The 22,477-nt window shown below is 73.1% G+C and carries 18 protein-coding genes; 4 read left to right on the top strand and 14 right to left on the bottom strand.

The features are described from left to right. Positions 1–162: 162 nt before the first annotated feature. From ettA to ACFVS6_RS13280, 3 genes are read left to right on the top strand one after another with little or no spacing between them, the layout of a single operon-like run. On the top strand, positions 163–1,827 hold the full coding sequence (ettA, locus tag ACFVS6_RS13290) for an energy-dependent translational throttle protein EttA (protein WP_389703379.1): 1,665 nt from the start codon (positions 163–165) through the stop codon (positions 1,825–1,827). Positions 1,828–1,836: 9 nt separating this feature from the next. After that, positions 1,837–2,292, top strand: a complete 456-nt coding sequence (locus tag ACFVS6_RS13285) for an acyl-CoA thioesterase (protein ID WP_389703377.1) — start codon at positions 1,837–1,839, stop codon at positions 2,290–2,292. Beyond that, positions 2,289–3,020 (top strand): hypothetical protein, encoded by a 732-nt coding sequence (locus ACFVS6_RS13280; protein ID WP_389703376.1) that lies wholly within the window; start codon positions 2,289–2,291, stop codon positions 3,018–3,020. Before ACFVS6_RS13285 ends, ACFVS6_RS13280 begins: the two co-directional genes overlap by 4 nt. Before the next feature lie 21 nt (positions 3,021–3,041). Here the strand turns inward: ACFVS6_RS13280 and ACFVS6_RS13275 are convergent, their stop codons facing one another. Continuing rightward, on the bottom strand, positions 3,042–3,443 hold the full coding sequence (locus tag ACFVS6_RS13275; RefSeq protein WP_389703375.1) for a globin: 402 nt from the start codon (positions 3,441–3,443) through the stop codon (positions 3,042–3,044). Between the two features lie 186 nt (positions 3,444–3,629). On the opposite strand from ACFVS6_RS13275, the gene ACFVS6_RS13270 reads away from it, so the two are divergent. Beyond that, positions 3,630–4,670, top strand: coding sequence for a methyltransferase domain-containing protein (locus ACFVS6_RS13270; RefSeq protein WP_389703373.1), 1,041 nt, complete (start codon positions 3,630–3,632; stop codon positions 4,668–4,670). Here ACFVS6_RS13270 and ACFVS6_RS13265 read toward each other — a convergent pair. The 13 genes from ACFVS6_RS13265 to ACFVS6_RS13205 form a co-directional block, all read right to left on the bottom strand. Continuing rightward, positions 4,667–5,734: an FHA domain-containing protein gene (locus ACFVS6_RS13265; protein WP_389703371.1), complete on the bottom strand. Its 1,068-nt coding sequence runs from the start codon at positions 5,732–5,734 to the stop codon at positions 4,667–4,669. The two genes, ACFVS6_RS13270 and ACFVS6_RS13265, sit on opposite strands and share 4 nt — an antisense overlap. A gap of 15 nt (positions 5,735–5,749) precedes the next feature. Further along, entirely contained in the window at positions 5,750–7,075 is a 1,326-nt protein-coding gene (locus ACFVS6_RS13260; RefSeq protein WP_389703370.1) for a VWA domain-containing protein, read from the bottom strand. 42 nt (positions 7,076–7,117) lie between these two features. Next, positions 7,118–8,746, bottom strand: a complete 1,629-nt coding sequence (locus ACFVS6_RS13255; protein WP_389703368.1) for a protein phosphatase 2C domain-containing protein — start codon at positions 8,744–8,746, stop codon at positions 7,118–7,120. A gap of 3 nt (positions 8,747–8,749) precedes the next feature. Further along, the gene (locus tag ACFVS6_RS13250; protein ID WP_389703367.1) at positions 8,750–11,545 is read right to left on the bottom strand and encodes a tetratricopeptide repeat protein; all 2,796 of its coding nucleotides are present in this window, start codon (positions 11,543–11,545) and stop codon (positions 8,750–8,752) included. Next, entirely contained in the window at positions 11,542–12,915 is a 1,374-nt protein-coding gene (locus ACFVS6_RS13245; RefSeq protein WP_389703365.1) for a hypothetical protein, read from the bottom strand. The genes ACFVS6_RS13250 and ACFVS6_RS13245 overlap by 4 nt, the downstream gene beginning before the upstream one ends. A 56-nt stretch (positions 12,916–12,971) precedes the next feature. Next, entirely contained in the window at positions 12,972–14,009 is a 1,038-nt protein-coding gene (locus ACFVS6_RS13240; protein ID WP_389703364.1) for a glutamate ABC transporter substrate-binding protein, read from the bottom strand. A 5-nt stretch (positions 14,010–14,014) separates the two neighbouring features. Next, complete coding sequence (locus ACFVS6_RS13235) at positions 14,015–15,412, bottom strand: hypothetical protein (RefSeq protein ID WP_389703363.1); 1,398 nt, start codon at positions 15,410–15,412, stop codon at positions 14,015–14,017. A gap of 211 nt (positions 15,413–15,623) precedes the next feature. Next, on the bottom strand, positions 15,624–16,631 hold the full coding sequence (locus ACFVS6_RS13230; protein ID WP_389703361.1) for an N-acetylglucosamine kinase: 1,008 nt from the start codon (positions 16,629–16,631) through the stop codon (positions 15,624–15,626). Further along, positions 16,622–17,911 (bottom strand): 6-phospho-beta-glucosidase, encoded by a 1,290-nt coding sequence (locus ACFVS6_RS13225; protein ID WP_389703359.1) that lies wholly within the window; start codon positions 17,909–17,911, stop codon positions 16,622–16,624. The genes ACFVS6_RS13230 and ACFVS6_RS13225 overlap by 10 nt, the downstream gene beginning before the upstream one ends. 5 nt (positions 17,912–17,916) lie before the next feature. After that, the gene (locus ACFVS6_RS13220; RefSeq protein WP_389703357.1) at positions 17,917–18,780 is read right to left on the bottom strand and encodes a carbohydrate ABC transporter permease; all 864 of its coding nucleotides are present in this window, start codon (positions 18,778–18,780) and stop codon (positions 17,917–17,919) included. Then, positions 18,777–19,745: a carbohydrate ABC transporter permease gene (locus tag ACFVS6_RS13215; protein ID WP_389703355.1), complete on the bottom strand. Its 969-nt coding sequence runs from the start codon at positions 19,743–19,745 to the stop codon at positions 18,777–18,779. The genes ACFVS6_RS13220 and ACFVS6_RS13215 overlap by 4 nt, the downstream gene beginning before the upstream one ends. A 5-nt stretch (positions 19,746–19,750) precedes the next feature. Next, positions 19,751–21,085, bottom strand: a complete 1,335-nt coding sequence (locus ACFVS6_RS13210; RefSeq protein WP_389703354.1) for an ABC transporter substrate-binding protein — start codon at positions 21,083–21,085, stop codon at positions 19,751–19,753. A gap of 96 nt (positions 21,086–21,181) precedes the next feature. Next, entirely contained in the window at positions 21,182–22,399 is a 1,218-nt protein-coding gene (locus ACFVS6_RS13205; RefSeq protein WP_389703352.1) for an ROK family protein, read from the bottom strand. Positions 22,400–22,477 lie beyond the last annotated feature (78 nt).

The following is a 22,477-nucleotide window of genomic DNA, read 5'->3' as shown; positions in this document are numbered from 1 at the left end:
ATACGACCAGGTCCCGTCCCGCCGCCGCCCCGCCACCCGCCACCCGCGGGCCACCGTCCCACCCCAGCTCAGGGGCCTCTGACCTACCCATTCGCCCGCAGGTATGGACGACTGGCAAGATGGGGTGTATCTGCCCACCATCGATCTGCCGGACGGTTTCTCTTGGCTGAGTTCATCTACACCATGCGCAAGACGCGCAAGGCGCACGGCGACAAGGTGATCCTTGACGACGTCTTCCTGAACTTCCTGCCCGGCGCGAAGATCGGTGTGGTGGGCCCGAACGGCGCCGGCAAGTCCACCGTTCTGAAGATCATGGCGGGCATCGAGCAGCCGTCGAACGGTGAGGCGTACCTGTCTCCCGGCTACACGGTCGGCATCCTCATGCAGGAGCCCAAGCTCGACGAGTCGAAGACCGTCCTTGAAAACGTCGAGGACGGCGTCGCCGAGATCAAGGGCAAGCTCAACCGGTTCAACGCGATCGCCGAGGAAATGGCGACGAACTACACCGACGAGCTGATGGAGGAGATGGGCAAGCTCCAGGACGACCTGGACCACGCCAACGCGTGGGACCTCGACGCCCAGCTGGAGCAGGCCATGGATGCCCTGGGCTGCCCGCCCGGCGACTGGCCCGTCACCACCCTCTCCGGCGGTGAGAAGCGTCGCGTGGCGCTCTGCAAGCTGCTGCTGGAAGCCCCTGACCTGCTGCTCCTCGACGAGCCCACCAACCACCTCGACGCCGAGTCGGTGAACTGGCTGGAGCAGCACCTGTCGCAGTACAAGGGTTGTGTCATCGCGGTCACCCACGACCGGTACTTCCTGAACAACGTCGCCGAGTGGATCCTCGAACTCGACCGCGGCCGCGCCATCGCCTACGAGGGCAACTACTCCACGTACCTGGAGAAGAAGGCCACCCGCCTCAAGGTCGAGGGCCGCAAGGACGAGAAGCGCCAGAAGCGCCTCAAGGAAGAGCTGGAGTGGGTGCGGTCGAACGCCAAGGGGCGTCAGACCAAGTCCAAGGCCCGTCTCGCCCGCTACGAGGAGATGGCGGCCGAGGCCGACAAGATGCGGAAGCTGGACTTCGAGGAGATCCAGATCCCGCCGGGTCCGCGTCTGGGCTCGATCGTGGTCGAGGTCAACAACCTCACCAAGGCGTTCGGCGACAAGGTCCTCATCGACGACCTGTCGTTCACGCTGCCGCGCAACGGCATCGTCGGCGTCATCGGCCCGAACGGCGCCGGCAAGACCACGCTCTTCAAGATGATCCAGGGCCTGGAGACGCCGGACTCCGGCGCCATCAAGGTCGGCGAGACCGTCAAGATCAGCTACGTCGACCAGAGCCGCGCCAACATCGACCCCAAGAAGACCCTCTGGGCGGTCGTGTCGGACGAGCTGGACTACATCAACGTGGGCCAGGTCGAGATGCCGTCCCGCGCGTACGTCAGCGCCTTCGGCTTCAAGGGTCCGGACCAGCAGAAGCCGGCCGGTGTCCTGTCCGGTGGTGAGCGCAACCGCCTGAACCTGGCGCTGACGCTCAAGGAGGGCGGCAACCTGCTGCTCCTCGACGAGCCCACCAACGACCTCGACGTCGAGACCCTGTCGTCGCTGGAGAACGCGCTCCTCGAGTTCCCCGGTGCGGCCGTGGTCATCTCCCACGACCGTTGGTTCCTGGACCGGGTCGCCACGCACATCCTCGCGTACGAGGGTGAGTCCAAGTGGTACTGGTTCGAGGGCAACTTCGAGTCCTACGAGAAGAACAAGGTCGAGCGGCTCGGCCCGGACGCCACCCGTCCGCACCGTGCCACCTACAAGAAGCTCACCCGGGGCTAGGTCGAGACCATGGCGAGACACCACTACCGGTGCCCCCTCCGTTGGGCGGACATGGATGCCTTCGGGCACGTCAACAACGTCGTCTTCCTCCGTTACCTGGAGGAGGCGCGGATCGACTTCATGTTCCGCCTGGCGCCGGGGGAGGGCAGCGACTCCTTCACGGGCGGCTCCGTCGTGGCCCGCCACGAGATCGACTACAAGTTGCCCCTGGTGCACCGGCACGAGCCCGTCCTCATCGAGTCCTGGGTGACCCGCATCGGCGCCGCTTCGCTGACCATCCGCTACGAGGTCAAGGACGAGGCGACGCAGGACGCGCCGGAGACGGTGTACGTACGGGCCGAGACCGTGGTCGTGCCCTACAACCTCGCCGAGGGACGTCCCCGCCGCATCACTGCGGAGGAGCGCCTCTTCCTGGAGGAGTACCTCGACCGGCCCGAGGCCGCCGAAGGGCGCCTCGCGGCATGACCGAGCAGCTGCGCTTCGTCGATCCCGGGGAGGCGGCGGACCTCGCCGCCTTCCTGGGTCGGCTGGTGCACTACGACCGTGCCGCCGCGGTCCGCCTGCAGGCGCGGGCGGGCGGTGGCGCGCTCGCCGTCTTCGGACGCCCGCCGTCCTTCGACGTGCTCGCCATCCGTACGGCCCGTCTCGCCGAGCCCCTCGCGACACCGCTCGACGTGACCGTGTCGGCGGGCGAGCTGCTGGAGGCGATCGACGAGACCACCGCCGGTGCCGTCGTGCCCGCGCCGGTGACCGGGCCCCCGTGGGCCGGTGTGCTGCCGCCGCGCGGCGGCTGGCAGCCGGTGGCGGGTCTGCCCGCCCCCGAGGCGGTCCGGGCCTCCGTGGCCGCGGCCGTCACCGAGTTCCGGGCCCGCGACGAGGCCCTGCCCCCGCAGCACCGGACCCGCTCGGAGCGGGACCGCATCGGCCGCGAGATCTGGTCGCGCACCTTGGGCGACACCGAACTTCCGCTGCGCGCCGTGCACGCCGCGCAGTCCCTGGGCTTCCTGCGGCCGGTACGGACCCCCGTCCCCGCCGCGACGACCCCCGCGGCGACCCCGGTCGCGGCACCCGCCCCCGTGGCGCTGTTCGCCTCCGGTGGCTGGCTGCGCCTCAGCACCCCGTACGGGTCCGTCGCCACCCGCCGCCCCGGGCGGACCGGCGGCCTGGGCGCCCTCCAGGTACGACCCGTCTGACCGCCTGGTCGGCCCGCCGGATCAGGCGCTGTTGATCATCGAGGCGGCCGCGTAGGTCAGGTAGCGCCACAGCTGCGCCTCGTGCTCCGGCGCCAGTCCCATCCCGTCCAGCGCGACCCGCATGTGCTTCAGCCACGCGTCGTGTGCGGCGGCGTCGACCTGGAACGGCGCGTGCCGCATCCGCAGGCGGGGGTGGCCCCGGTTGTCGCTGTAGGTGGTCGGGCCGCCCCAGTACTGCATCAGGAACAGCGCGAAGCGTTCCTCGGCGGGCCCGAGGTCCTCCTCCGGGTACATCGGGCGCAGCAGCGGGTCCCCCGCGACCCCCTGGTAGAAGCGGTGGACCAGCCGGCGGAAGAAGTCCTCGCCGCCCACCAGCTCGTAGAAGGTCTGCTCCTGGACCGTGCTCTGCGACTCGTCATTCACCCGACCATCGTCTCAGACGCCCGGACGGAGGACCCCGGTCCTAGGACCTGTCGTCGAACTCCCGTCCGCCTCGCGGCCGCCCTCCGGGCGACGACGGGACTTCTACGACAGGCCCCAGGACCCCGGCCCGGCCCGTCACCGTCCGCCGGGGTCGCACGGGCGGCCCGACCGCAGCACAGTGGAGTCATGGGTACGGGTGGCACGGGGGCACACACCCCACGCAGGTCCCGCGGCGCGCCGGACGAAGCGGTCCGGGACCTGCGGGCGGCGGCGCACGCCGGCCAGGTGCGGGAGCTGACGGCGGCCGGGGCGCTGGAGGACCCGGCCTGGCGGGCCGCCTTCGCGGCCGTGCCCCGGCACGTGTTCGTCCCGTACTTCTGGACCGGTCGCGGCGCCGGCCACGAACGGCTGTGGGGCGAGGACCCGGATCCCGAGCAGCGGGCCCGCTGGCTGCGCGGCGTGTACACCGACGCCCCGTTGGCGACCCGACTGCGCGACGGCGAGCTGGTCTCCTCCAGCAGCCAGCCCTCGCTGATGGCGAAGATGCTGGAGGCGCTGGGCGTGCGCGACGGCGACAACGTGCTGGAGATCGGCGCGGGCACCGGCTACAACGCCGCCCTGCTCTGTCACCGGCTCGGCGAGGACCTGGTCACGACGGTCGACCTGGACGAGGAGATCACCGAGTCGGCGCGGGCCCACCTGGCGCTGCTCGGTCTCCACCCGACGGTGGTGACGGGGGACGGTGCGCGCGGCTGCCCCTCCCGGGCCCCCTTCGACCGGATCCTGGTGACCTGCACCCTGCCGCTGATCCCGGACGCCTGGCCTGCCCAGTGCCGGGCGGGGGCGCGGATCCTGGCGCCGCTGTCGACGGGGCTGATCGCGCTCACCGTCCGGGACGCCGGTTTCGCCGAGGGCCACTTCCTGCACACCTCGGCCTACTTCGTCCCCCTGCGCGGGGCCACGGCCTCGCCCACCCCCGCCGGGACGACGGGTCCGCTGCACGGGGTTCCGTACGAGCTGGTGGAGAACGAGCGCTTCCAGTTCCTGTTGATCCTGACCGCGGGCGTGCTGCACCCCCGTGAGGCCCTGGACCTGTGGCGCAGGGAGGGCCGGCCGCCGCGCGAGCGGTTCGGGGTCACGGTGACGGCCGAGGGCCAGTGGTCCTGGCTCGACGACCCCCAGGGACCGTACGTGTGGCCGCTGGGGGAACCAGTCCGGCCCGGTTAGCCGCGGCGGATGGTGATGGTGGTCCAGGCCCCCACGTGGACGCGGTCGCCGTCGGAGAGGGGGACCGGGACGTAGGGCTGGATCGGCTCCTCGCCGCCGTTGATGGTGGTGCCGTTGGTGGAGTTCTGGTCGACGACCGCCCAGCTGAGGTCGGGCTGCTGGACGAGCACCGCGTGCTGGTGGGAGACGCCCGGGTCCTCCGGCGGCACCGCCAGGTCGATGTCCGGGGCCTCGCCCGTGGAGGCGCGCCGCCGGCCGATGGTGATCTGGCCGCCGGAGAGCGGAAGGTGCTGCTCGGGGGAGTACGCGGGCAGGTTGAGCGCGGCCGCCTCCGGTCCGCTGCGCTGCATCATCGCCAGGAAGTACGAGCGGTCGGGCGCGACCGTCGCCGACCAGGACACCGGCGCCGGACTGTTCTGCGGCGGGAACGTCTGGTGCTGCTGGTACTCGTGGTGGTGCTGCTGCACCTGCTGCTGGTGGTGGTACTCCTGCGGCGGCGGCGCCTGCTGCTGGTAGTACTCCTGCTGGTACTCCTGCTGCACGGGCTGAACGGGCTGCTGACCGGAGCGGCCCGGCTGGTCGTGCGAGGGCGGCGGCAACAGCCAGTCGTCCTCGCGCTGGAGCGGCTCGGCGGGCCGGTTGACCCGTGACGGCCGGGATCCCTGGTACTCGAAGTGGTCCTGGGAGAAGACGGGCGGGGCCTGGGCCGGCGGCGGGGGCGGCGGGCCGGGCTGCGCGCCCGCCCCGGTGCCGGGTCCCGCGCCCGTGGCGTCCGGGGACAACGGCGCGTACGAAGTCGGCGTACGGGTCAGGAAGTTGTACCGGCACTCCTCGCAGAACGGGGCCATGGCCTCGCGCGGGGTCCGGCACTGCGGGCACAGCTCCGCCTGGGCGGTCGGTTCACCGGCCGTGGGAGGGTAGCCGTATCCGTAGGAGGGCGCCGCGGGGGTGCCCGTAGGGGCAGCCATGCGGTGGCCGCAGACCTCGCACCAGTCGTCGGAGGCGGACTGGTGCCCGTTCGGGCAGGTCGGCATCGCGGCGCTTCCCCCTTCTCCCTGCGTCATGGCGGCAGGTTCTTCTCAGGACTTCTTCACTCGGACGGTCTGTGTCGAACGCGTTTCAAGGGTCATCTCGTCGGCATCGGCGACCTTCGCTTTCAGCCGCACAGTACCCGCCACCGCATCGACGACATCCACCACCTTCGCCAGCAGTTTGGCAGTGTCGGCGTTCCCGGAGACGCTGGCAAGCTGCACGGCACGCCCCAGTTTGGCCGTGGCCCCGTCCACATCACCCATTTTGCGGGCCTCCAGGCCCTGTTGGATAGCCTGCGCGAGTTCTGCCTGTCCCGTGTAGTGCGCCACTTGCGGGCTGATCGCCGTCGAAGCCGCCAGGTCGTCCGTCCACACGGCCCTGACCAGGCCCTGCGCGAGCGGCGGCTGCGGCTCGCCCGCCGGCCCGGGCAGGACCAGCGACGCGCGGGCCGCCAACATCTCCTGACCGACGGACGCACCGGGCACCCGGACGCACACGTGGTACTCGCGGGACTCGTCGCCCCACGACCCGGTCGGATAGTCCCCGGCGCGCGGTCCGACCTCGGTGCGGCGGGCGGTGAGGTCCTGGACGGCGGGCGCGACCTGCTTGACGTACTGGACCTCCACCCCCACCGGGGTCCACAGGCGCAGCGCCACGTCCGCGACCTCCTTGCCCATGACGTTCTCCATCATGCGCGTGAAGTCCTCGGCGAGGTGGGCCGGATCGGCGACGATGTCCGCCGAGCCCAGCAGCGCCCCCGCGATCCCGGTGACCTCCTTGACCTCCCAGTCGGTGCCCACGCCGCGGGCGTCGCACGTGAAGCGGCCGGCGCAGGCGTCGAGGGTGGCGCGCAGCACCGCCGGTTCCTCGTGCTCGTTGCGGCCGTCGGTGAGCAGGATCCCGTGCCGGATCGTGGCCGGGGACCGGCGGAGCAGGCCGTCGGCCAGGCGCAGCCAGGTCCCGATGGCGGTGCCGCCGCCCGAGGACAGGCCGCGCAGCGACTCCTTGGCCTGCGCGCGGGTCGCCGGGTCGGCGGTGGCCAGCCGGCCCTGGCCCGGGTACACCTCGCGGGCCACGTGGGTGCCCGCGATCACCGCGAAGGCGGTGCCGTCGCGCAGGGTGTCGATCGCGGCGGCCGTCGCCTCGCGGGCCCCGCGCATCTTGTCCGGCGGGTACTCCATCGAGCCCGAGCAGTCGACCATGATCACCACGGCCGCGTCCTGCCCCAGGACGCGGGCGGCGGTCGCGGTGGCGCCCCCGCTGGAGGTGACCGTCACGATGGCGTGCACGTCCCGGCCGCCCTCGGGCAGGAACTCGTTCTGGTACACCTCCACGCTGAAGCGCGGGGCGCTCGGCTTGGCGAAGTTCGCCATCGACTGGACTCCTCGGGGGGCTCGCTGACGGGGACGGGCGGGTCAGGCCCGGTGGCGCGGTTCCGCTTCGGCTTCCGCTTCCGGGGCGGCGCCGGGGGTTCCCGGTTCCGGTAGGGCGGCGAAGGGCACCACGGCGACGGTGACGTTGTCGTGACCGCCCCCGTCGAGGGCGTGGCCCACCAGGACCTGCGCGCTGTGCAGGGGACGGACGGCCGCGTCGGGGGGCAGGACCTGTGCCATGTCCCGGGCGGACTCCGCGTAGTTCCACAGGCCGTCGGTGCAGACGACGACCACACCGGGGTGATCCGGCTTGTAGCTGGCGGTGTGCGGTTCGAGCTCGTACGCGTCGGCCCCGAGCCAGCCGGTGATGGCGTGGGCCCGGACGTCGGCGTAGGCCTCGGCCTCGCCCATCAGGCCCGCCGCGACCATCTGGGCGGCCCACGAGTCGTCCTCGGTGAGGCGCCGCGGCATGGCGGCGCGGTCGTCGGGCACCCAGTAGGCGCGGCTGTCGCCGACCCAGCCGATGGTCAGGACCCCTCCGCTGACGACGGCGCCGACCAGCGTGCAGGCCGGCGCGTTCTGCGCCCCGGGCGTCTCCGGGGCGAGGGCGTTCACGGCGGTGGCCGCGGCCAGGATCGCCTCGTGCATGGCCTCCTGGGGGTGGGCGCCGCGGGGGAGGGCTTCGAGCAGCGCCTCGTTGGCGGCGCGGGCCGCTGCGGCAGAGGCCTCGTCGGGCCGGCTCGCGGAGGAGACGCCGTCGCAGACGATGGCCACGGTGGCGGCCGACCCGTCGGGCAGGGCGGTCGCCGACACGGCGAAGGAGTCCTCGTTGCGGTGGTGGCGCAGGCCGCGGTCGCTGACGGCGGCCACGCTGCCGAGCTCCTCCTCCAGGTGGTCCCGCTCGCGGGGCTGGGCGTGGCCGCAGTGCTCGCAGTACCCGTCGGGATCGACGTGCCCGGAGCGGCAGGCGACGCAGGTCTTCCCGCCGTCCGCCGCCGGGGCGGCGCCGTACGGATCCTCGTGCGCGGGCCCGCCCTGCGGGGCGTACGGCTCCTCGTGCGCGGGCGGCCCCCACGCCCCGTCCCCGGACGGCGTGCCGGGATCCCCGGCGCCGCCGGGGAGGTCGTGGCGCACGGGTTCCTGCCCGTACGGGGCCCCGTGGGGGTCCGGTTCCTGCCCGTGCGGGGCTTCGTTCCGGTGGTTCGGCTGCTGCGCGTGCGGGCTGTCGTCGCGGGCCGGTTCCTGCCCGTGCGGGGCCCCGTGCCCGGTGTCGGAGGCGCCCCAGGGCGCGCTCGGGCCCGGCATGCCGGAGCCGTCGCCGACCAGGGTCGGCGCGGCCTCGGCCACGCTGCCCCATCCGGGCGCGGGCACTCCGGGGGTGTAGCCGGCGGAGCCGCGCAGGCCCGCGCCGAACGGCTCGCCCGCCTCACCCGAGGGACCGGACACCGCGCCGGGGGCCTCGCCCGCCGGTGCGTGCGTCCGGGCGTGCGCCGGGGCGGCGTGCCGTGCGGCCGCGGCCGGCGCCGGCAGGGATCCGACCGGCAGGGTCGGATCGGGGTCCGGGGGCGGGGGTGGGGAGGACAGGGCGTAACCGCACACGCCGCAGAAACAGTCACCCTCCTCCAAGGGCTCCGCGCAGCTGGGGCAGCCCGACGGCCGATGCATCGACATCACTCACACCCACGTCCGGGGACGGAAACGGTTTGCCCGTTCCACCAGTTCGATCCTCTCCTCGCCCCGCTGCGCCAGCCGGGCGAGGACGCGGTACGAGCGTTCCAGGCCGAAGCGCAGCCCCCGCTCGTCCAGTTGACTCCCGAGCAGCGAGGTCCGGCCGGGGTCGGCGCCCCGGCTACCCGACAGTACCCAGTCCAGGGCCACGCCCAGAACCTCCGTCGCCAGTCGCTCCTGCCGCTCCGGGTCCAGCCCGAACCGCCGCAGCGCCTCGACCTGGCCGGACGCCGCCACGAGATCGGCCAGCAGGGGCTCCTGCGGGGACCGGTCGCGCAGGCGTGCCCGTACGGCCGCCACCCGTGCGGCGGTGTAGTGGATGGAGGCCTCAGGTACGGATTCCAGGGTGCGCACCGCACCGTCCCGGTCGCCGGACGCCAGCTGGACCCGGGCCAGCCCGAAGGCCGCGCTCACGAAACCCGGGTCGGTGGTCCAGACGAGGCGGTAGTACTCGGCGGCGTTGTCCAGCTGTCCGAGGATCTCGGCGCACAGACCGAGGGCCAGCTTCGGCGCGGGCTCGCCCGGGAAGGCGTCGTAGATCGCGTCGAAGGACAGTGCCGCTATCTCGTCGTCCCCGGTGGCCAGCGAGGCGATCCCGCGGGCCCACACCACGCGCCAGTCGTCCGGGTGTCGGTCCTCCAGCGCGGTCAGGGCCTCGCCGGCCACCGCGAGTTCGCCCAGTTCGAGCCGGGCCCGCAGTTCGCGCAGCCGCAGTTCGGCCGAGTCGGCCGGGGCCGAGCCGAGGGCGCCCAGCAGGTCGGCGGGTGCGGAGGCGAGCAGTCCGGTCAGGAAGCCGGCGTTGGGGTCGGCGGCGTCGACCAGGGGCACGGGCAGGGCCAGTGCCGTGTCGCGCGCGTCGAGGCGGGCCAACCCGGTCCGCACCGCGACCGCCCCTGCGCCCGGCGCGGTCACCGGAGCGACGGCCACCGGTGAACCGGCCTGCGCCGACCGGGCCTCCTGCGCCGGCCCGGCCCGTCGGGCCCCGGGCACCGGAGCGCCCGCCAGGTGCGTGGCGGTGGTTCCCAGCGCGGCGACGCCGCCCACGGGAGGGGCCTGCGCGGGAACGGGCGACGGGCCGCCGACGGGCGCAACGACCGGGACGGACCCCGTGCCACCGCCCGCCGCCGGAACCGGAACGGAAACGGCCACCGGAGCCGGGGTGCCGGCCGGTGCCCGCCGTGCGCCCCGACCCCGGCCCCACGTCCGTCCCGTGATCTCGCGCGAACCCAGTCGGGAGACCTCGGCGCCCGGCCCGTCCGCGTACAGCCGGGTGTCCGGGACCCGCAGCTCGGGACCGAACAGCGTCGACAGCTGCGGACGCGGCCGGCCCGTCTGCAACGCGACGACCTCCCGCAACACGCCGGTGAGCTGGTCGGCCATCTCCTGGGCGGACGCGAACCGCCGACCCGGATCGGGATCGGTGGCCCGGACCAGCAGCCGGTAGAACGACTCGTACCGGCCGAACACCTCGATGTGCTCCGGGTCGGGCAGCGAGTCCACGAACACGTTCGTGTAGCCCTGGAAGTCGAAGGTGAGCACGGCGAGGGTGCGCGCCACCGTGTAAAGGTCCGAGGCCACGGACGGACCGACCTCGGCCACCTCGGGGGCCTGGTAGCCGACGGTCCCGTATATCGCCGACTCGTCGTCGTCCATCCGCCGGACCGCGCCCATGTCGATCAGCTTGAGCTGGTCCTGCTGCTGGATGGCGTTGTCGACCTTGAAGTCGCAGTACAGGAGGTTGCGGCTGTGCAGGTGCCCGAGGGCCTCCAGCGCCTCGATCCCGTACGCGCAGGCCTGCTCCACGGGCAGCGGGTCGCGTCTGCCGTCCGGCCGGCGCCGCTCGTTCGCGATCTCCTTCAGGGACTTGCCGCCCACGTACTCCATGACGATGTACCCGTCGAGCGAACCCGTCCGCTGGTCCAGGTGCTCCACGAAGTTGTAGATCCGCACGATGTTGGAGTGCTCGATCTCCGCGAGGAAGCGCCGCTCGGAGATCGCCGCCTCCATCGCGTCCTGGTCCCCGGTGTCGAGGAGGCCCTTGAGGACCACCCACCGGTCGGAGACGGCCCGGTCCACGGCCAGGTAGACCCAGCCCAGACCACCGTGCGCCAGACAGCCCGCCACCTCGTACTGGCCGTGGACCACGTCGCCCGCGCGCAGCTTGGGCACGAACGAGTAGGGGTGGCCGCACTTGGTGCAGAACCCCTCCGTACGGCCCGGCCGCTCGCCCCGCGACCGCCCGACCGGGGCCCCGCAGTCCGAGCGCGAGCAGAACCGCTTGCGCTCCGGGACCTCCGGGTTCTCCAGCACCGCCGCCGACGGATCGGGACGCGGCACCTCCGGCACGCTGACCAGCCCGGCTCCCAACCGGCCGCGCCCCGAGCCCGAGGCGGCCGAGCCGGAACTGCGCACCGACACCGAACGGGTGGACGCGGAACCCGGGAGGGACCGCGACAGCCGCCCGGACACCGAGCGGCGGGACGAGGAGGACCGGGAGGAGCGGGAGGAGCGCGCCGAGGCCGAGGACCGGCCCGATCCGCGGGAGCCCGCCGAGCCCCGGGAGTCGCCGTGCCGGGCGGCGCTGGTCATGCCCGTCGGCGGGGAGACCAGCTCCTCGGCGCCCGCCGCGACCGCGCCCGTCGGGGCGAGCCCGCAGGTGTCGCAGTACAGCTCGCCGCCGCCCATGTCCTCGTACGCGCCGGGGCAGCCGGGGCGCATGCAGGGCGTTCCGGTCAGGCTCATGCGTCCTCCTTCCCCGGCCCACCGGGCCGGTGCTGCTCGGGTGGATGCTGCTCGGGCAGGTGCTGCTCCGGCAGGTGGAGCTCCCGCGCGTCGTGTCGGTCCGGTGCGCCGGAGTTGTCGTCGGCCGGGTCCCGCGCGCCGTGGTCCTGCGGTGGGGCCAGCGCCTCGGCGGTGGCCCGCTGGTAGCGCAGGACCGCCAGTTCGGCGGCCCGGAGGTCGCAGGGAGCGCTCCACAGCATCCGCCGGGCGGTGTCGTACCGCTCGACCAGCAGCGGGTCCTCCGCCAGTCCGTGCCGGGCGACCTTCGCCTTGTAGGCGTCCAACCTGCCGCGCAGTTCGGCCCGCACGGCCAGCGGGGCCGTCACCGCGGTCAACGATTCACGGGCCCGCCGGAGTTCCTCCTCGGCCCGTTCCTCCAGGGCGTCCAGCAGGGGTGACAACCGGTGCCACTGCGCGTGCCTGCGGTACTCCGCGGCCGCCGCGAGCTGCTCCTGCAGGGCCGTCGGCGGTCCGCTGACGGCCGGTACCTCGGACGCCGCGATCTTCGCCAGTACCTCGATGCGGGCGTTGCGCGCCTCCGCGAGCGTCCGATCGGCCCGCGAGAGCACGTCCCGCAGGGAGATCAGCCGCTGCTCGGCGTCCTGCCGGACGGTCAGCACCGCCTCGACCTCCCGCCGTACGTCGTCCAGCGCGCGGGCCGCCCGGTCGTAGCGGGCGGTGTCCGGTCGCCCCCCGCCCGGGGCGGAACTGCCCGGCGCCGGAGTCCAGAAGGCGAGCGGGTCCGCGATCACCCGCTCGCGCAGCCGCGCCAGCTCGGCGGTGATCGACTCCAGGTCGTCCCCCGACGGGTGCTCGCCCGGCCGGACCCCCACCGAGTGCGCCAGCGACCGGGTGCGGTGCAGCTCGGCGGCCAGCAGGTCGATGCGAGCGGGCAGCGCCGACCACACCGCGTCCGCCGCGACCACCAGGTCCAGGGAGCTCGCGTAGAGCTCGTTCATCCGGGCCACGAGCTCGGCCAGCGAGAACCGCTCCGCGAGCGCGGCGCCCTCCAGCCCGGCGCCGGCGATGGTCACCCCGGGCCCGCGCAGCCGCTCGGTCAGCTCCGCCAGGTCCTCCCGGTTGGGCCAACGCCGCCGCTCGCGGATCGCGCGGGCGGCGGCCAGGGCCCCGCTGTAGGCGTCGAAGTACGTCCACAGCCGGGTGATGGCCGTGTCGGCGGCGGCCCACCGCTCCTGGGTGATCCCGCTCAGCGCGGCCCCCTCCAGGAGCCTGCGGCCGGCGTGGTCCTGGAGCGCGAGCAGCGAGGTCTCCACGGCCTCGTGCTCCGCGCCCAGCCGTGTCAGCGCACGGTCGACGTCGTCCCTGTCCATCAATGCGGGCCCCGTTCCCGGAAGGCTCACGTACGGCCTCGAATCCGCCACCGGCCTCAGCCGTCCCGGTACTTGGGCGCGGGCGGCGAGGCCACCTTCGGCAGCACGTTCTGGAAGTGGTCCCGGTACGAGGTCGCCCAGGGGCTGCCGTCGCCGCCGGCACGGTAGTCCTCCAGCACCTTGTTCACCCGGCGCACCAGGTCGGAGGCGTCCTTGTTCATCGCCACCCCGTAGAACTCGCGGGTGAAGGGGGCGCCGACGAGCTGCACCGACGGGTCCTGCGCGGCCTGGCCGGCGGCGAGCGCGTTGTCCGTGATGATCCCGTCGACCTCGCCCAGTTGCAGCCGCACCAGGCAGTCCAGCTGGTTCGGGACGGAGACCGACACCGAGCCGTAGGCCTGTGACTTGAGGGCCGCCTCCGCCGTGGACCCGGCGGCCGTGCAGATCCGACGGCCGTTCAACGATCCGTCGTACCCGGTGATCGGCGAACCCTTGGGGGCCAGGACCTGCTGTCCGGCCTCGAAGTAGGCGGTGGAGAAGGCGACGTCCTCCAAGCGCTTGCAGTTGATGGTCATCGTCCGGACGACGACGTCGACGCGGCCCTCCTGGAGGGCGGGGATCCGCTGGCTGGTGGGGATCGCCCGGTAGATGACCAGGTCCTCGTTGCCGAGGATGTCCTTGGCGATGGCCTTCACCAGATCGATGTCGAAGCCGACGAGGTGGCCGTCCGGGTTGCGGTAGCCCCACTTGAAGCTGTTCTGGTCCACGCCCGCGACGAGCTTGCCGGCCTTGCGGATCCGCTCGATCGTCGGCCCGTCCATGGTGGACGGGCGCAGGCTCGCCTCCGGGTCCGGGCAGGTGTCGGCGGGGGCGGCGGGCGCCGCGACCACCGCGGACGGCGGGCGGACCGGACCGGACCGCCCGCCGTCCGGTGCGCCGTGGGCGAGCGGCAGCAGTACGGCCGCCGCCGTCACCGTGCAGGCGGCGGCCATCGCGCTCACCCCGCCCCAGCCGCGCAGCCGGCCCGTCGCGCGCCGCGTCCCGGGCGTCCCGGCCGCCTCGTCCTGCCCCGCCCGCATCCGCCGTATCCGCATCGATCTCACCTGTACTCCGAAAGCCTGCGACCGATGCCGAGGAGGGCGGCCACCGCGCCGAGGACGGCCAGCGCCGCCGAGCCCGTCACCAGCCCGTCCAGCGCGCCGAGCCCGCTCCGGGCCGCCCGGGTGAATTCCTGCTGCTCGTGGACCACGGCCTCCTCCAAGGAGGCGTCCACGACGTCGAACGACGCGCCACTGCTCTTCTTGTCCCCGATGACCTGGGGCAGGGCCAACTCGTAGTCGCCCTTCATGTCCGACTCGCGGGCCGCCGCGTGCCGCTGCTTCCACTCGGTCACGCCGGCCGCGGCCTTCTTGAGGGGGTCCCGGCCACTGGCGTCGTCGGCCAGCCGCAGGGCCTTCGCCAGCCCCTCGTCGAGCTGCCGCATGTTCGTCGCGTAGTCGACGTCGTACTTGTCGGACTTCTTGTCCTCGGCCAGTACGGCGCCCCGCGCGATCAGTGTCAGGTTCTCGCCGGCCCGGGCCTGGAGCGAGGCGATCCGCGCGTCGTTCAGCACCTTCAACGACTCCTGCCCGTCGGCCCGGGCCTCGGTCAGCCCCGAACGGGCGACGGTCTGCCCGACCGTCAGCCACAGCAGCACCACCACCGAGGCGGCGGTCGCGGCCAGCAGCCCCTGGTTGAAGACCCGGTGCGTGCGCAGGTAGTTGCGCCGCTGCGCCCACACCAGCGCGCCGACGGCCAGCACCCCGGCCCCCGTCGCGGCCAGCGGCCAGGACCGGGCCTCGTCGTGGTCCGTGTAGAGCCGGCCGGTCTCCGCCTCGTACAGCCGCTGCGCGGCGGGCAGCAGGACCGTGCTCATCTGCTCGTTGGCATGCCGCAGGTAGGCCCCGCCCAGGGGCAGGCCCTGCCGGTTGTTGGCGCGGGCCTGCTCGATCAGGCCGGTGTAGCGGGGCAACTGCTCGCCGAGCAGCGCTATCTCCTTGCGGGACTCCCCGCCGGCGCCGGTGTTCGCCGCCGCGCTGATCAGGAGCCGGGAGGCACTGGCGATGTCCTTCTCGTACCGCTGGCGGACCTCCCGGGGCTCCTGGGCCCCGGCGAGGAACCCGCTGGAGGAGGCCGTGTCGGCGTCGGCGAGGGAACGGTAGATGTTCGCCGCGTCCGCGCTGAGCGGCTGGCTGCGGCCCACCACGGCCTCGGCCGCGGCCACCCGGTCGGACACCTCCCAGACGGCGACCGCGCCGAACAGCACGATCAGCGCGGCGAGTACGGCCCCGATGATCCGCAGCCGACCCGGTTCGGTGGTCGCGGCGGCGCGCAGCCGCTCGACGCCCTCCGCCCAGGCGGTGCCCCGCCCCGGCGGGGCGGGCGGGCCCGCGGCAGGCCGGGGCGGCGCACCGGAAGTGCCGCTCCCGGGCGCGGGCGCGCGTGTCGTGATGGCCACCGTGACCTCCCCCTTGGTCCCTCTGCTCCGGAGCAGTATGGCCTTAGCGACGGCCGACCACAGCACCCGGTGCTCGATCTTGGGTGATCCGTACCCGCGACCGGCCCGGAGGACGCCCCCGGTGCCGCCCCCGCCGCCCCCGCCACCCCTTCACCGTCAATACGTCGGGAGGGCCCCCACGGTTCCAGACCCGCCGCGTCCCCGGGCGGGTTCACCCGAAATGGGCACGGAGCTTCCCGTGCGCCCCGGGCGGCGCCCCCAGCGCGTCCAGTCCCAGCAGACCGGCGCCCAGCACCGGCGGCGCGGCCACCACCGAGACCCGCGCGAGCGGGGCCCGCCGCGCCAGCAGCGCCCCGATCCTGTCGTTGAGCTGCGGATGTCCGGCCGCGAGCACGCTGCCGCCCAGCAGCACCGGCACCTCCGCCGCCAACAGGCCGAGCCGCTCCAGTGCCACCGACGCCATCGCCACCACCTCGTCGGCCTGCCGTTCCACCAGGGAGGAGGCCACCGGATCGCCCGCCGCGGCCACCGCGAACAACACCGGCACCAGCTCGTGCACCCGCCGCCGGCCGAGGGACCCCAGGTGCAGCGCCTCGATCAACTCGTACATGGAGCCGAGCCCGAAGTGCCCGGGCAGCGCGACCGCCAGCTCCGTCGGACCGCCGCGCCCGTCCTCGGCGCGCGCCGCCCACCACAGGGCCTCCTCCGCGAGCCCGCCACCACCGCCCCAGTCACCGGAGATCATCCCGACGGCCGGGAAACGGGCGGTGCGCCCGTCGGGCAGCATGCCGACGCAGTTGATGCCCGCCCCGCAGACCACCGCGACCCCGCGCGGAGCTTCCCCGGCGGGCAGCCCCGCCCGCAGGATCGCGAAGGTGTCGTTGCGCACCTCGGTCGCCGCGCCCCAGCCGCGCGCGCTGACGGCGTCGGCCAGCTGCCGTTCCTCCACGGGGAGGTCCGCGTTGGCCAGGCACGCGGAGACCTGTGCGGCGTACGGGGCCCCGGGCCGCAGCCGGGGCAGCCCGGCGGCCTCCGCGGCCTCCGCCACGGCCTGCCCGAGGACGTCCACGGCCGTCTCGACACCGACCCGGGGCGGTTGGAAGCCCCCGGACCGACCGGTGCCGAGGACGCTGCCGTCGGCGCCGATCAGCGCGACGTCGGTCTTGCTGTTGCCGGCGTCGATCGCGAGCACGGCCGCGCCGGTGGGCGTCACGCCCATGGCAGGTGCTCCTTGTTGTGGGCCAGAAGCCGGTCGGTCAGTCCTTCCGCGAGGTCGAACTGTCCGACGAGGGGGTGCGCGAGGAGCGCCTTGAACACCCGCTCGCGCCCGCCGCGCAGGGCCGCGTCCAGCGCGAGGTCCTCGTACGCCGTGACGTGGGAGACCAGACCGGCGTACAGCGGGTCCAGCCGGGGGACGGCCAGCGTCGTCGGGCCGGAGCGGTCCACCCGGGCCGGTACCTCGATGACCGCGTCGTCCGGGAGGAACGGCAGGGTCCCGTCGTTGCGGGTGTTCACCACTTGGACTGAGCCGGAGCCGGAGCCGGAGCCGGAGCCGTCGCCGTCGCCCAGCAGGGCGGCGGCCAGGTCCACGGCGGCCTCCGAGTAGAAGGCGCCGCCGCGCTTGGCGAGCAGTGCGGGCTTCTCGTCGAGCGCGGGGTCCGCGTACAGGCCGAGCAGTTCCCTCTCCATCGCGGCGACCTCCGCGGCCCGCGAGGGCTTCTCGGCCAGCTCCCGGACCACCTCGTCGTGCGCGTAGAAGTAGCGCAGGTAGTACGAGGGGACGACGCCGAGCCGGTCCAGCACCGTGCGCGGCAGGTGCAGGTCGGCGGCGATGGCGTCGCCGTGCGCGGCGAGCAGCCGCGGCAGCAGGTCCTCGCCCTGCGGGCCGCCCCTGCGGACCCCCAGCTCCCAGGTGAGGTGATTGAGGCCGACGTGGTCGAGGTGGATCTCGGCGGGGGAGAGGTCGAGCAGCCTTGCGAACTTGCGCTGGAAGCCGATGGCGACGTTGCACAGCCCCACCGCCTTGTGCCCGGCCCGGAGCAGGGCGCGGGTGACGATCCCGACGGGGTTGGTGAAGTCGATGATCCAGGCGTCGGGTGCGGCCCGCCGGACGCGCTCGGCGATGTCCAGTACGACCGGGACGGTCCGCAGGGCCTTGGCGAGGCCGCCCGCACCGGTGGTCTCCTGGCCGACGCAGCCGCACTCCAGCGGCCAGGTCTCGTCCTGGAGCCGGGCGGCCTGCCCCCCGATCCGCAGTTGGATCAGCACCGCGTCGGCGCCGGCGACGCCCGCGTCCAGGTCGGAGGTGGTGGTCACGGTGGCCGGGTGTCCCTGGCGGGCGAAGATCCTGCGGGCCAGACCGCCGATCAGCTCCAGCCGCTCGGTGGCGGGGTCGATCAGCACCAGTTCCTCGACGGGCAGGCCGGCGCGGAGCCGGGCGAACCCGTCGATCAGCTCTGGGGTGTAGGTGGAACCGCCGCCCACCACTGCGAGTTTCATGGTCGTCAGCCTTTCACTCCGGTCAGGGTGACGCCTTCGACGAACGCCTTCTGGGCGAAGAAGAAGAGGACGATCACCGGTGCCATGACGAGCACGGTCGCCGCCATGGTGAGGTTCCAATTGGTGTGGTGCGCGCCCTTGAAGGACTCCAGGCCGTAGCTGAGGGTCCAGGCGGCCGGGTTGTCGGAGGCGTAGATCTGCGGGCCGAAGTAGTCGTTCCAGGCGCAGAAGAACTGGAACAGCGCGACGGCGGCGATGCCCGGCTTGGCCATGGGCAGCACGACGCGCAGCAGGGTGCGCAGTTCGCCGCAGCCGTCGACGCGGGCCGCGTCGAGGTACTCGTCGGGGATGGTGAGCAGGAACTGGCGCAGCAGGAAGATGGAGAAGGCGTCGCCGAAGGCCATCGGGACGATCAGTGGCCACAAGGTGCCCGACAGGTCCAACTGCTTGGCCCAGAAGAGGTACATGGGGATGACGACCACCTGCGGCGGCAGCATCATCATGGCGATCACCAGCAGCAGGGACAGCCGCCGCCCGCGGAAGCGGAACTTGGCGAGGGCGTACGCGACGGGCACCGAGGACACCACGGTCAACAGGGTGCCGAGGCCCGCGTACAGCAGGGTGTTGCGCCACCAGGTGAGGAAGCCGGGGGTGTGCCAGACGGTGGCGTAGTTGTCCCATTCCCAGGTCCGCGGCCACAGGTCGCGGGTCAGCGCCTGCTGGTCGCTCATCAGGGAGGTGAGGAGCAGGAAGACGAAGGGGAGGACGAAGAACAGGGCGGCGGCCACGCCCAGGCTGTGCACGGCGATCCAGTGCAGGACGGCCCTGCGCCGCGCCCGGCGGCCGGGCGCGAGGTCCGGCGTACTCATTCTCCTGCTCCGATCAGTCCGCCACGGCGCCGCATGAGGAGCGCGGTGAAGGCCATGGAGAGGGCGAACAGCACCAGGGCGACGACGCAGGCGGTGCCGTAGTCGAAGCGTTGGAAGCCGACGTTGTAGACCACTTGGGGAAGGGTCAGCGTGGACCTGTCGGGGTAGCCCGGCTCGAACTGCTGCCCCGAGCCGCCGATGACCCCGGCGGCCGCCTTCCCGGCGACCAGGGGCTGCGTGTAGTACTGCATGGCCTGGATGACGCCGGTGACCACCGCGAACAGGATGATCGGCGAGATGTTCGGCAGGGTGATGTGCCGGAACCGGGCCCGGGCGCCGGCGCCGTCGAGCTCGGCGGCCTCGTACTGCTCCTTCGGTACGTCGAGCAGCGCGGCCATGAAGATGACCATCAGGTCGCCGACCCCCCACAGTGCGAGGGCCGTGAGGGCGGGCTTGGACCAGTCGGCGTCGGTGAACCAGCCGGGCGCGGGCAGCCCCACCGATTCCAGCAGGGTGTTGACCGGGCCGGTGCCGGGATTGAGGAGGAAGACGAAGGCGAGCGTCGCGGCCACCGGCGGGGCCAGGTAGGGCAGGTAGAACAGGGTCCGGAAGAGTCCGGCCCCGGTCTTGATCCTCGTGATGAGCAGGCCGACGCCGAGGCCGAAGACGACCCGGCAGCTCACCATCACCAGAACCAGCCAGAGCGTGTTGCGCATGGCCGGCCAGAACAGCGGATAGTCCGTGAAGACGTAGCTCCAGTTGGCCAGTCCGTTGAAGACGGGCGGTCGGAAGCCGTCGTAGGAGGTGAAGGAGAAGTAGACGGTGGACAGCAGCGGGTAGGCGAAGAAGACCGAGAAGCCGATCAGCCAGGGGGACATGAAGGCGAGGGTCCGCAGCCGGGACCGGCGGTGCCTGGCCTTCAGGGCGCGCGCGTGCGGGCCCGCGGGGGCGTGGGTGTCGGGCATCGGGCCTACTGGGCCTTCGCGATGTCCGTGTCGATCTGCCGGTCGGTGGCGGCCAGCCCGGCGGGGATGTCGGGGACGGCTCCCTTCTCGACCGCGTACGCGAAGTCCTGGAACGTCAGCTGGTAGGTGCCGCCGTCGGCCTGGGCCGGGGTGGTGTTCGACTTCGGGTGGCGGGCGATGTCGATGAACGTCTTGAACTCGGGGGTCACCCGGAGGTCCGGGGAGTCGAGGGCGGCGAGCGTGGACGGCACGTTGTGGATGGCGTTGGAGAAGGCGACGACCGCCGCGGTGTCGGTGGTCATGTACCGCACGAGTTCCCAGGCGGCGTTCTGCTTGCGGCTCGCCGCCGAGATGCCCATGATCGTGCCGGAGACGTAGCCCTTGCCGTAGTCGGCGAGCTGGTCGTCGGGCACGGGCAGCGGGGCGGTGCCGATCTCGAACGGGACCCCGGCCTCCTTCGCCATGGCGGCCCGCCACTCGCCGTCGATCTGCATGGCGACCTGCCCCCGGTGGAAGGGGTGTTCGGCGCTCCACTCGTCACCGAAGCCGGCGCGGAACTTCTCCAGCTTCTCGTAGCCGCCGAGGTCGGCCACCAGGCCCTTCTGCGCGGTCAGCATCTTCGCGAAGGCGGGGTCGCCGGCGAGGTTCGACTTTCCGTCCGGGCCGAAGTAGGTGGGGCTCCACTGGGCGGCCAGTCGCATGGGGGTGGTCTCGTAGCCGTGGAAGGTGGGCATCAGGCCGACCTGTTCGTACGAGTCGCCGCTCGGCTTGGTCAGTTTCCGCGCGACCTCGGTGAACTCGCTCCAGGTGCGCGGTGCTTCGGTGATGCCGGCCGCCGCGAAGGCGGTCTTGTTGTAGACGAGGCCGTAGGCGTCGTTGAGCAGGGGCAGCGTGCACTGGTTGCCCTTGAACTGCGTGTACCCCAGCAGGGTCTTGGGGAACACCTTCGCCTTGTCGACCCCGGACTTCGTGAGGAAGGGGTTCAGGTCGACGAAGGCGCCGGAGTTGCAGAACTTTCCGACGCTGTCGGTGGTGAAGGAGGAGACCACGTCCGGAGCCTTGTCCCCGCCCGCCCGCAGGGCCTGGTTGACCTTGTCGTCGGTCATGTTGCCGGTGGCCTTGACCTTGATGTTCGGATGGGCCTTCTCGAACCGGGCGATGTTCTCCTCGATCGCCTTGACCTCGGCGGGCGCGGACCAGCCGTGCCAGAAGGTGAGGGTGACGTCCGCCTTCGGGTCGTCGGCGGCAGCGGTGCCGCTCTGCCCGGTGCAGGCGGTGGCGAGTACGGATATGGCGGCCAGGGCGGCCGCGGCCGTGGTGAGGCGTCCGGTTCTGGGCATGGCGGGGCTCGCTCTCTGCGGGAGGAACTTCCGGTGAGGGGTGCCAGGGAGGGGGTCTGGGGTGGGGGGGATCGGGAGTGAGCGCGGAGGGGCGCCCTAGCGGGAGGTGTCGAACACTTCCTCGCGGGCGGCGGCCAGGGCGCTCTCCAGGGCGCCCCGCAGGACGGGCCGCTCGCGGACCTCGCCGGTGACGAGCCGGGGCCGGGACGGAGCCAGCTCCGCCAGTTCGGCCTCCAGCAGCGTGCGCAGCGGGTCGCCGCCCGCGCCGATCACGGCCCCGGAGAGCACCACGATCTCCGGGTCCAGTACGGCTACCAGCGAGGCCAGACCCGTCGCGAGGACGGTGGCGTACGACCGCAGGAATTCGAGGTTCGCCCCGTCGGGGGCGGCGGCGGCCCGCTCCAGCAGGGCGACGCCGACGGCGACCTGCGGCCCGTGCGGGGCGTCCGGCGCGGGCGGCGGCGGGCTGTCGACGCCGAACTCGGCGGCGAGCCGGGGCAGTACCTGTACGCCGGCCAGCTCCTGGTAGCCGCCGGTGTTGGCCCGGGCGACCTGGCGGACGAGGGGGTGCCCGGACACGGGCAGGAAGCCGACCTCGCCCGCGCCGCCCGTCCAGCCGCGGTGCAGCCTGCCGCCCAGGACCAGGGCGGCGCCGAGGCCCTCCTCGTTCCACAGCAGGACGAAGTCCTGGTGGCCGCGGGCCGCTCCGAGGCGCTGTTCGGCGACGGCGGCGAGGTTGACGTCGTTCTCGTACTCGACGGGCACCGGCAGCGCCGCCGCCAGCTCGTCGAGCAGGGTGGGGGAGTGCCAGCCGGGCAGGTGGCTGGCGTACCGCAGCTGACCGCTCTGCGGGTCGAAGGCGCCCGGGGTGGCGATGACCAGCCGGTGCAGGTCGCCGAGTCCGACCCCGGCGGCGCGGACCGCCCCGTCGAGGGCCCGGGTGACCTGCTCCACTGCGCCGGCGCCCTCGGTGTAGGGGAGTTCGAAGCTGCCCGTCACCGTGCCCGTCAGGTCCGCGACCGCGGCGAGCACCCGTTCCGGGGTGACGTCGAGTCCGCCGACGTGGGCGGCCCGGGGGTTGAGGGCGTAGAGCTGGGCGCTGGGGCCGGGGCGGCCGCCGTCGGTGCCGGTGGCCACGACCAGTCCGGCGCTCTCCAGTCGGGCCAGCAGCTGCGAGGCGGTCGGCTTGGACAGTCCGGTCAGCTGCCCGATCCGGGTCCGGGACAGGGGGCCGTGCGTCAGCAGCAGCTCCAGGGCGGCGCGGTCGTTCATGGCGCGCAGCAGGCTGGGCGTTCCGGGCGTGGCGGCGGGCATGGCGCGGTCTCTCCTCAGCGAGGTGAACTGTTAGGTAAGTTTCCTATTGGGTTCCGAGTCGTGTCAATGCCGCTGCCC

This window comes from Streptomyces sp. NPDC057939, assembly GCF_042887545.1.
Taxonomy (GTDB): Bacteria; Actinomycetota; Actinomycetes; order Streptomycetales; family Streptomycetaceae; genus Streptomyces.
Note: the sequence above shows the minus strand (reverse complement) of the source record. Positions and strands in the feature narration are given on the sequence as shown.

Coding starts and splice junctions, on each gene's coding strand:
- ACFVS6_RS13285 (WP_389703377.1), top strand. CDS start 1,837: ATGGCGAGACACCACTACCGGTGCCCCCTCCGTTGGGCGGACATGGAT.
- ACFVS6_RS13280 (WP_389703376.1), top strand. CDS start 2,289: ATGACCGAGCAGCTGCGCTTCGTCGATCCCGGGGAGGCGGCGGACCTC.
- ACFVS6_RS13270 (WP_389703373.1), top strand. CDS start 3,630: ATGGGTACGGGTGGCACGGGGGCACACACCCCACGCAGGTCCCGCGGC.
- ACFVS6_RS13265 (WP_389703371.1), bottom strand. CDS start 5,734: ATGACGCAGGGAGAAGGGGGAAGCGCCGCGATGCCGACCTGCCCGAAC.
- ACFVS6_RS13260 (WP_389703370.1), bottom strand. CDS start 7,075: ATGGCGAACTTCGCCAAGCCGAGCGCCCCGCGCTTCAGCGTGGAGGTG.
- ACFVS6_RS13255 (WP_389703368.1), bottom strand. CDS start 8,746: ATGTCGATGCATCGGCCGTCGGGCTGCCCCAGCTGCGCGGAGCCCTTG.
- ACFVS6_RS13250 (WP_389703367.1), bottom strand. CDS start 11,545: ATGAGCCTGACCGGAACGCCCTGCATGCGCCCCGGCTGCCCCGGCGCG.
- ACFVS6_RS13245 (WP_389703365.1), bottom strand. CDS start 12,915: ATGGACAGGGACGACGTCGACCGTGCGCTGACACGGCTGGGCGCGGAG.
- ACFVS6_RS13240 (WP_389703364.1), bottom strand. CDS start 14,009: ATGCGGATACGGCGGATGCGGGCGGGGCAGGACGAGGCGGCCGGGACG.
- ACFVS6_RS13230 (WP_389703361.1), bottom strand. CDS start 16,631: ATGGGCGTGACGCCCACCGGCGCGGCCGTGCTCGCGATCGACGCCGGC.
- ACFVS6_RS13225 (WP_389703359.1), bottom strand. CDS start 17,911: ATGAAACTCGCAGTGGTGGGCGGCGGTTCCACCTACACCCCAGAGCTG.
- ACFVS6_RS13220 (WP_389703357.1), bottom strand. CDS start 18,780: ATGAGTACGCCGGACCTCGCGCCCGGCCGCCGGGCGCGGCGCAGGGCC.
- ACFVS6_RS13215 (WP_389703355.1), bottom strand. CDS start 19,745: ATGCCCGACACCCACGCCCCCGCGGGCCCGCACGCGCGCGCCCTGAAG.
- ACFVS6_RS13210 (WP_389703354.1), bottom strand. CDS start 21,085: ATGCCCAGAACCGGACGCCTCACCACGGCCGCGGCCGCCCTGGCCGCC.
- ACFVS6_RS13205 (WP_389703352.1), bottom strand. CDS start 22,399: ATGCCCGCCGCCACGCCCGGAACGCCCAGCCTGCTGCGCGCCATGAAC.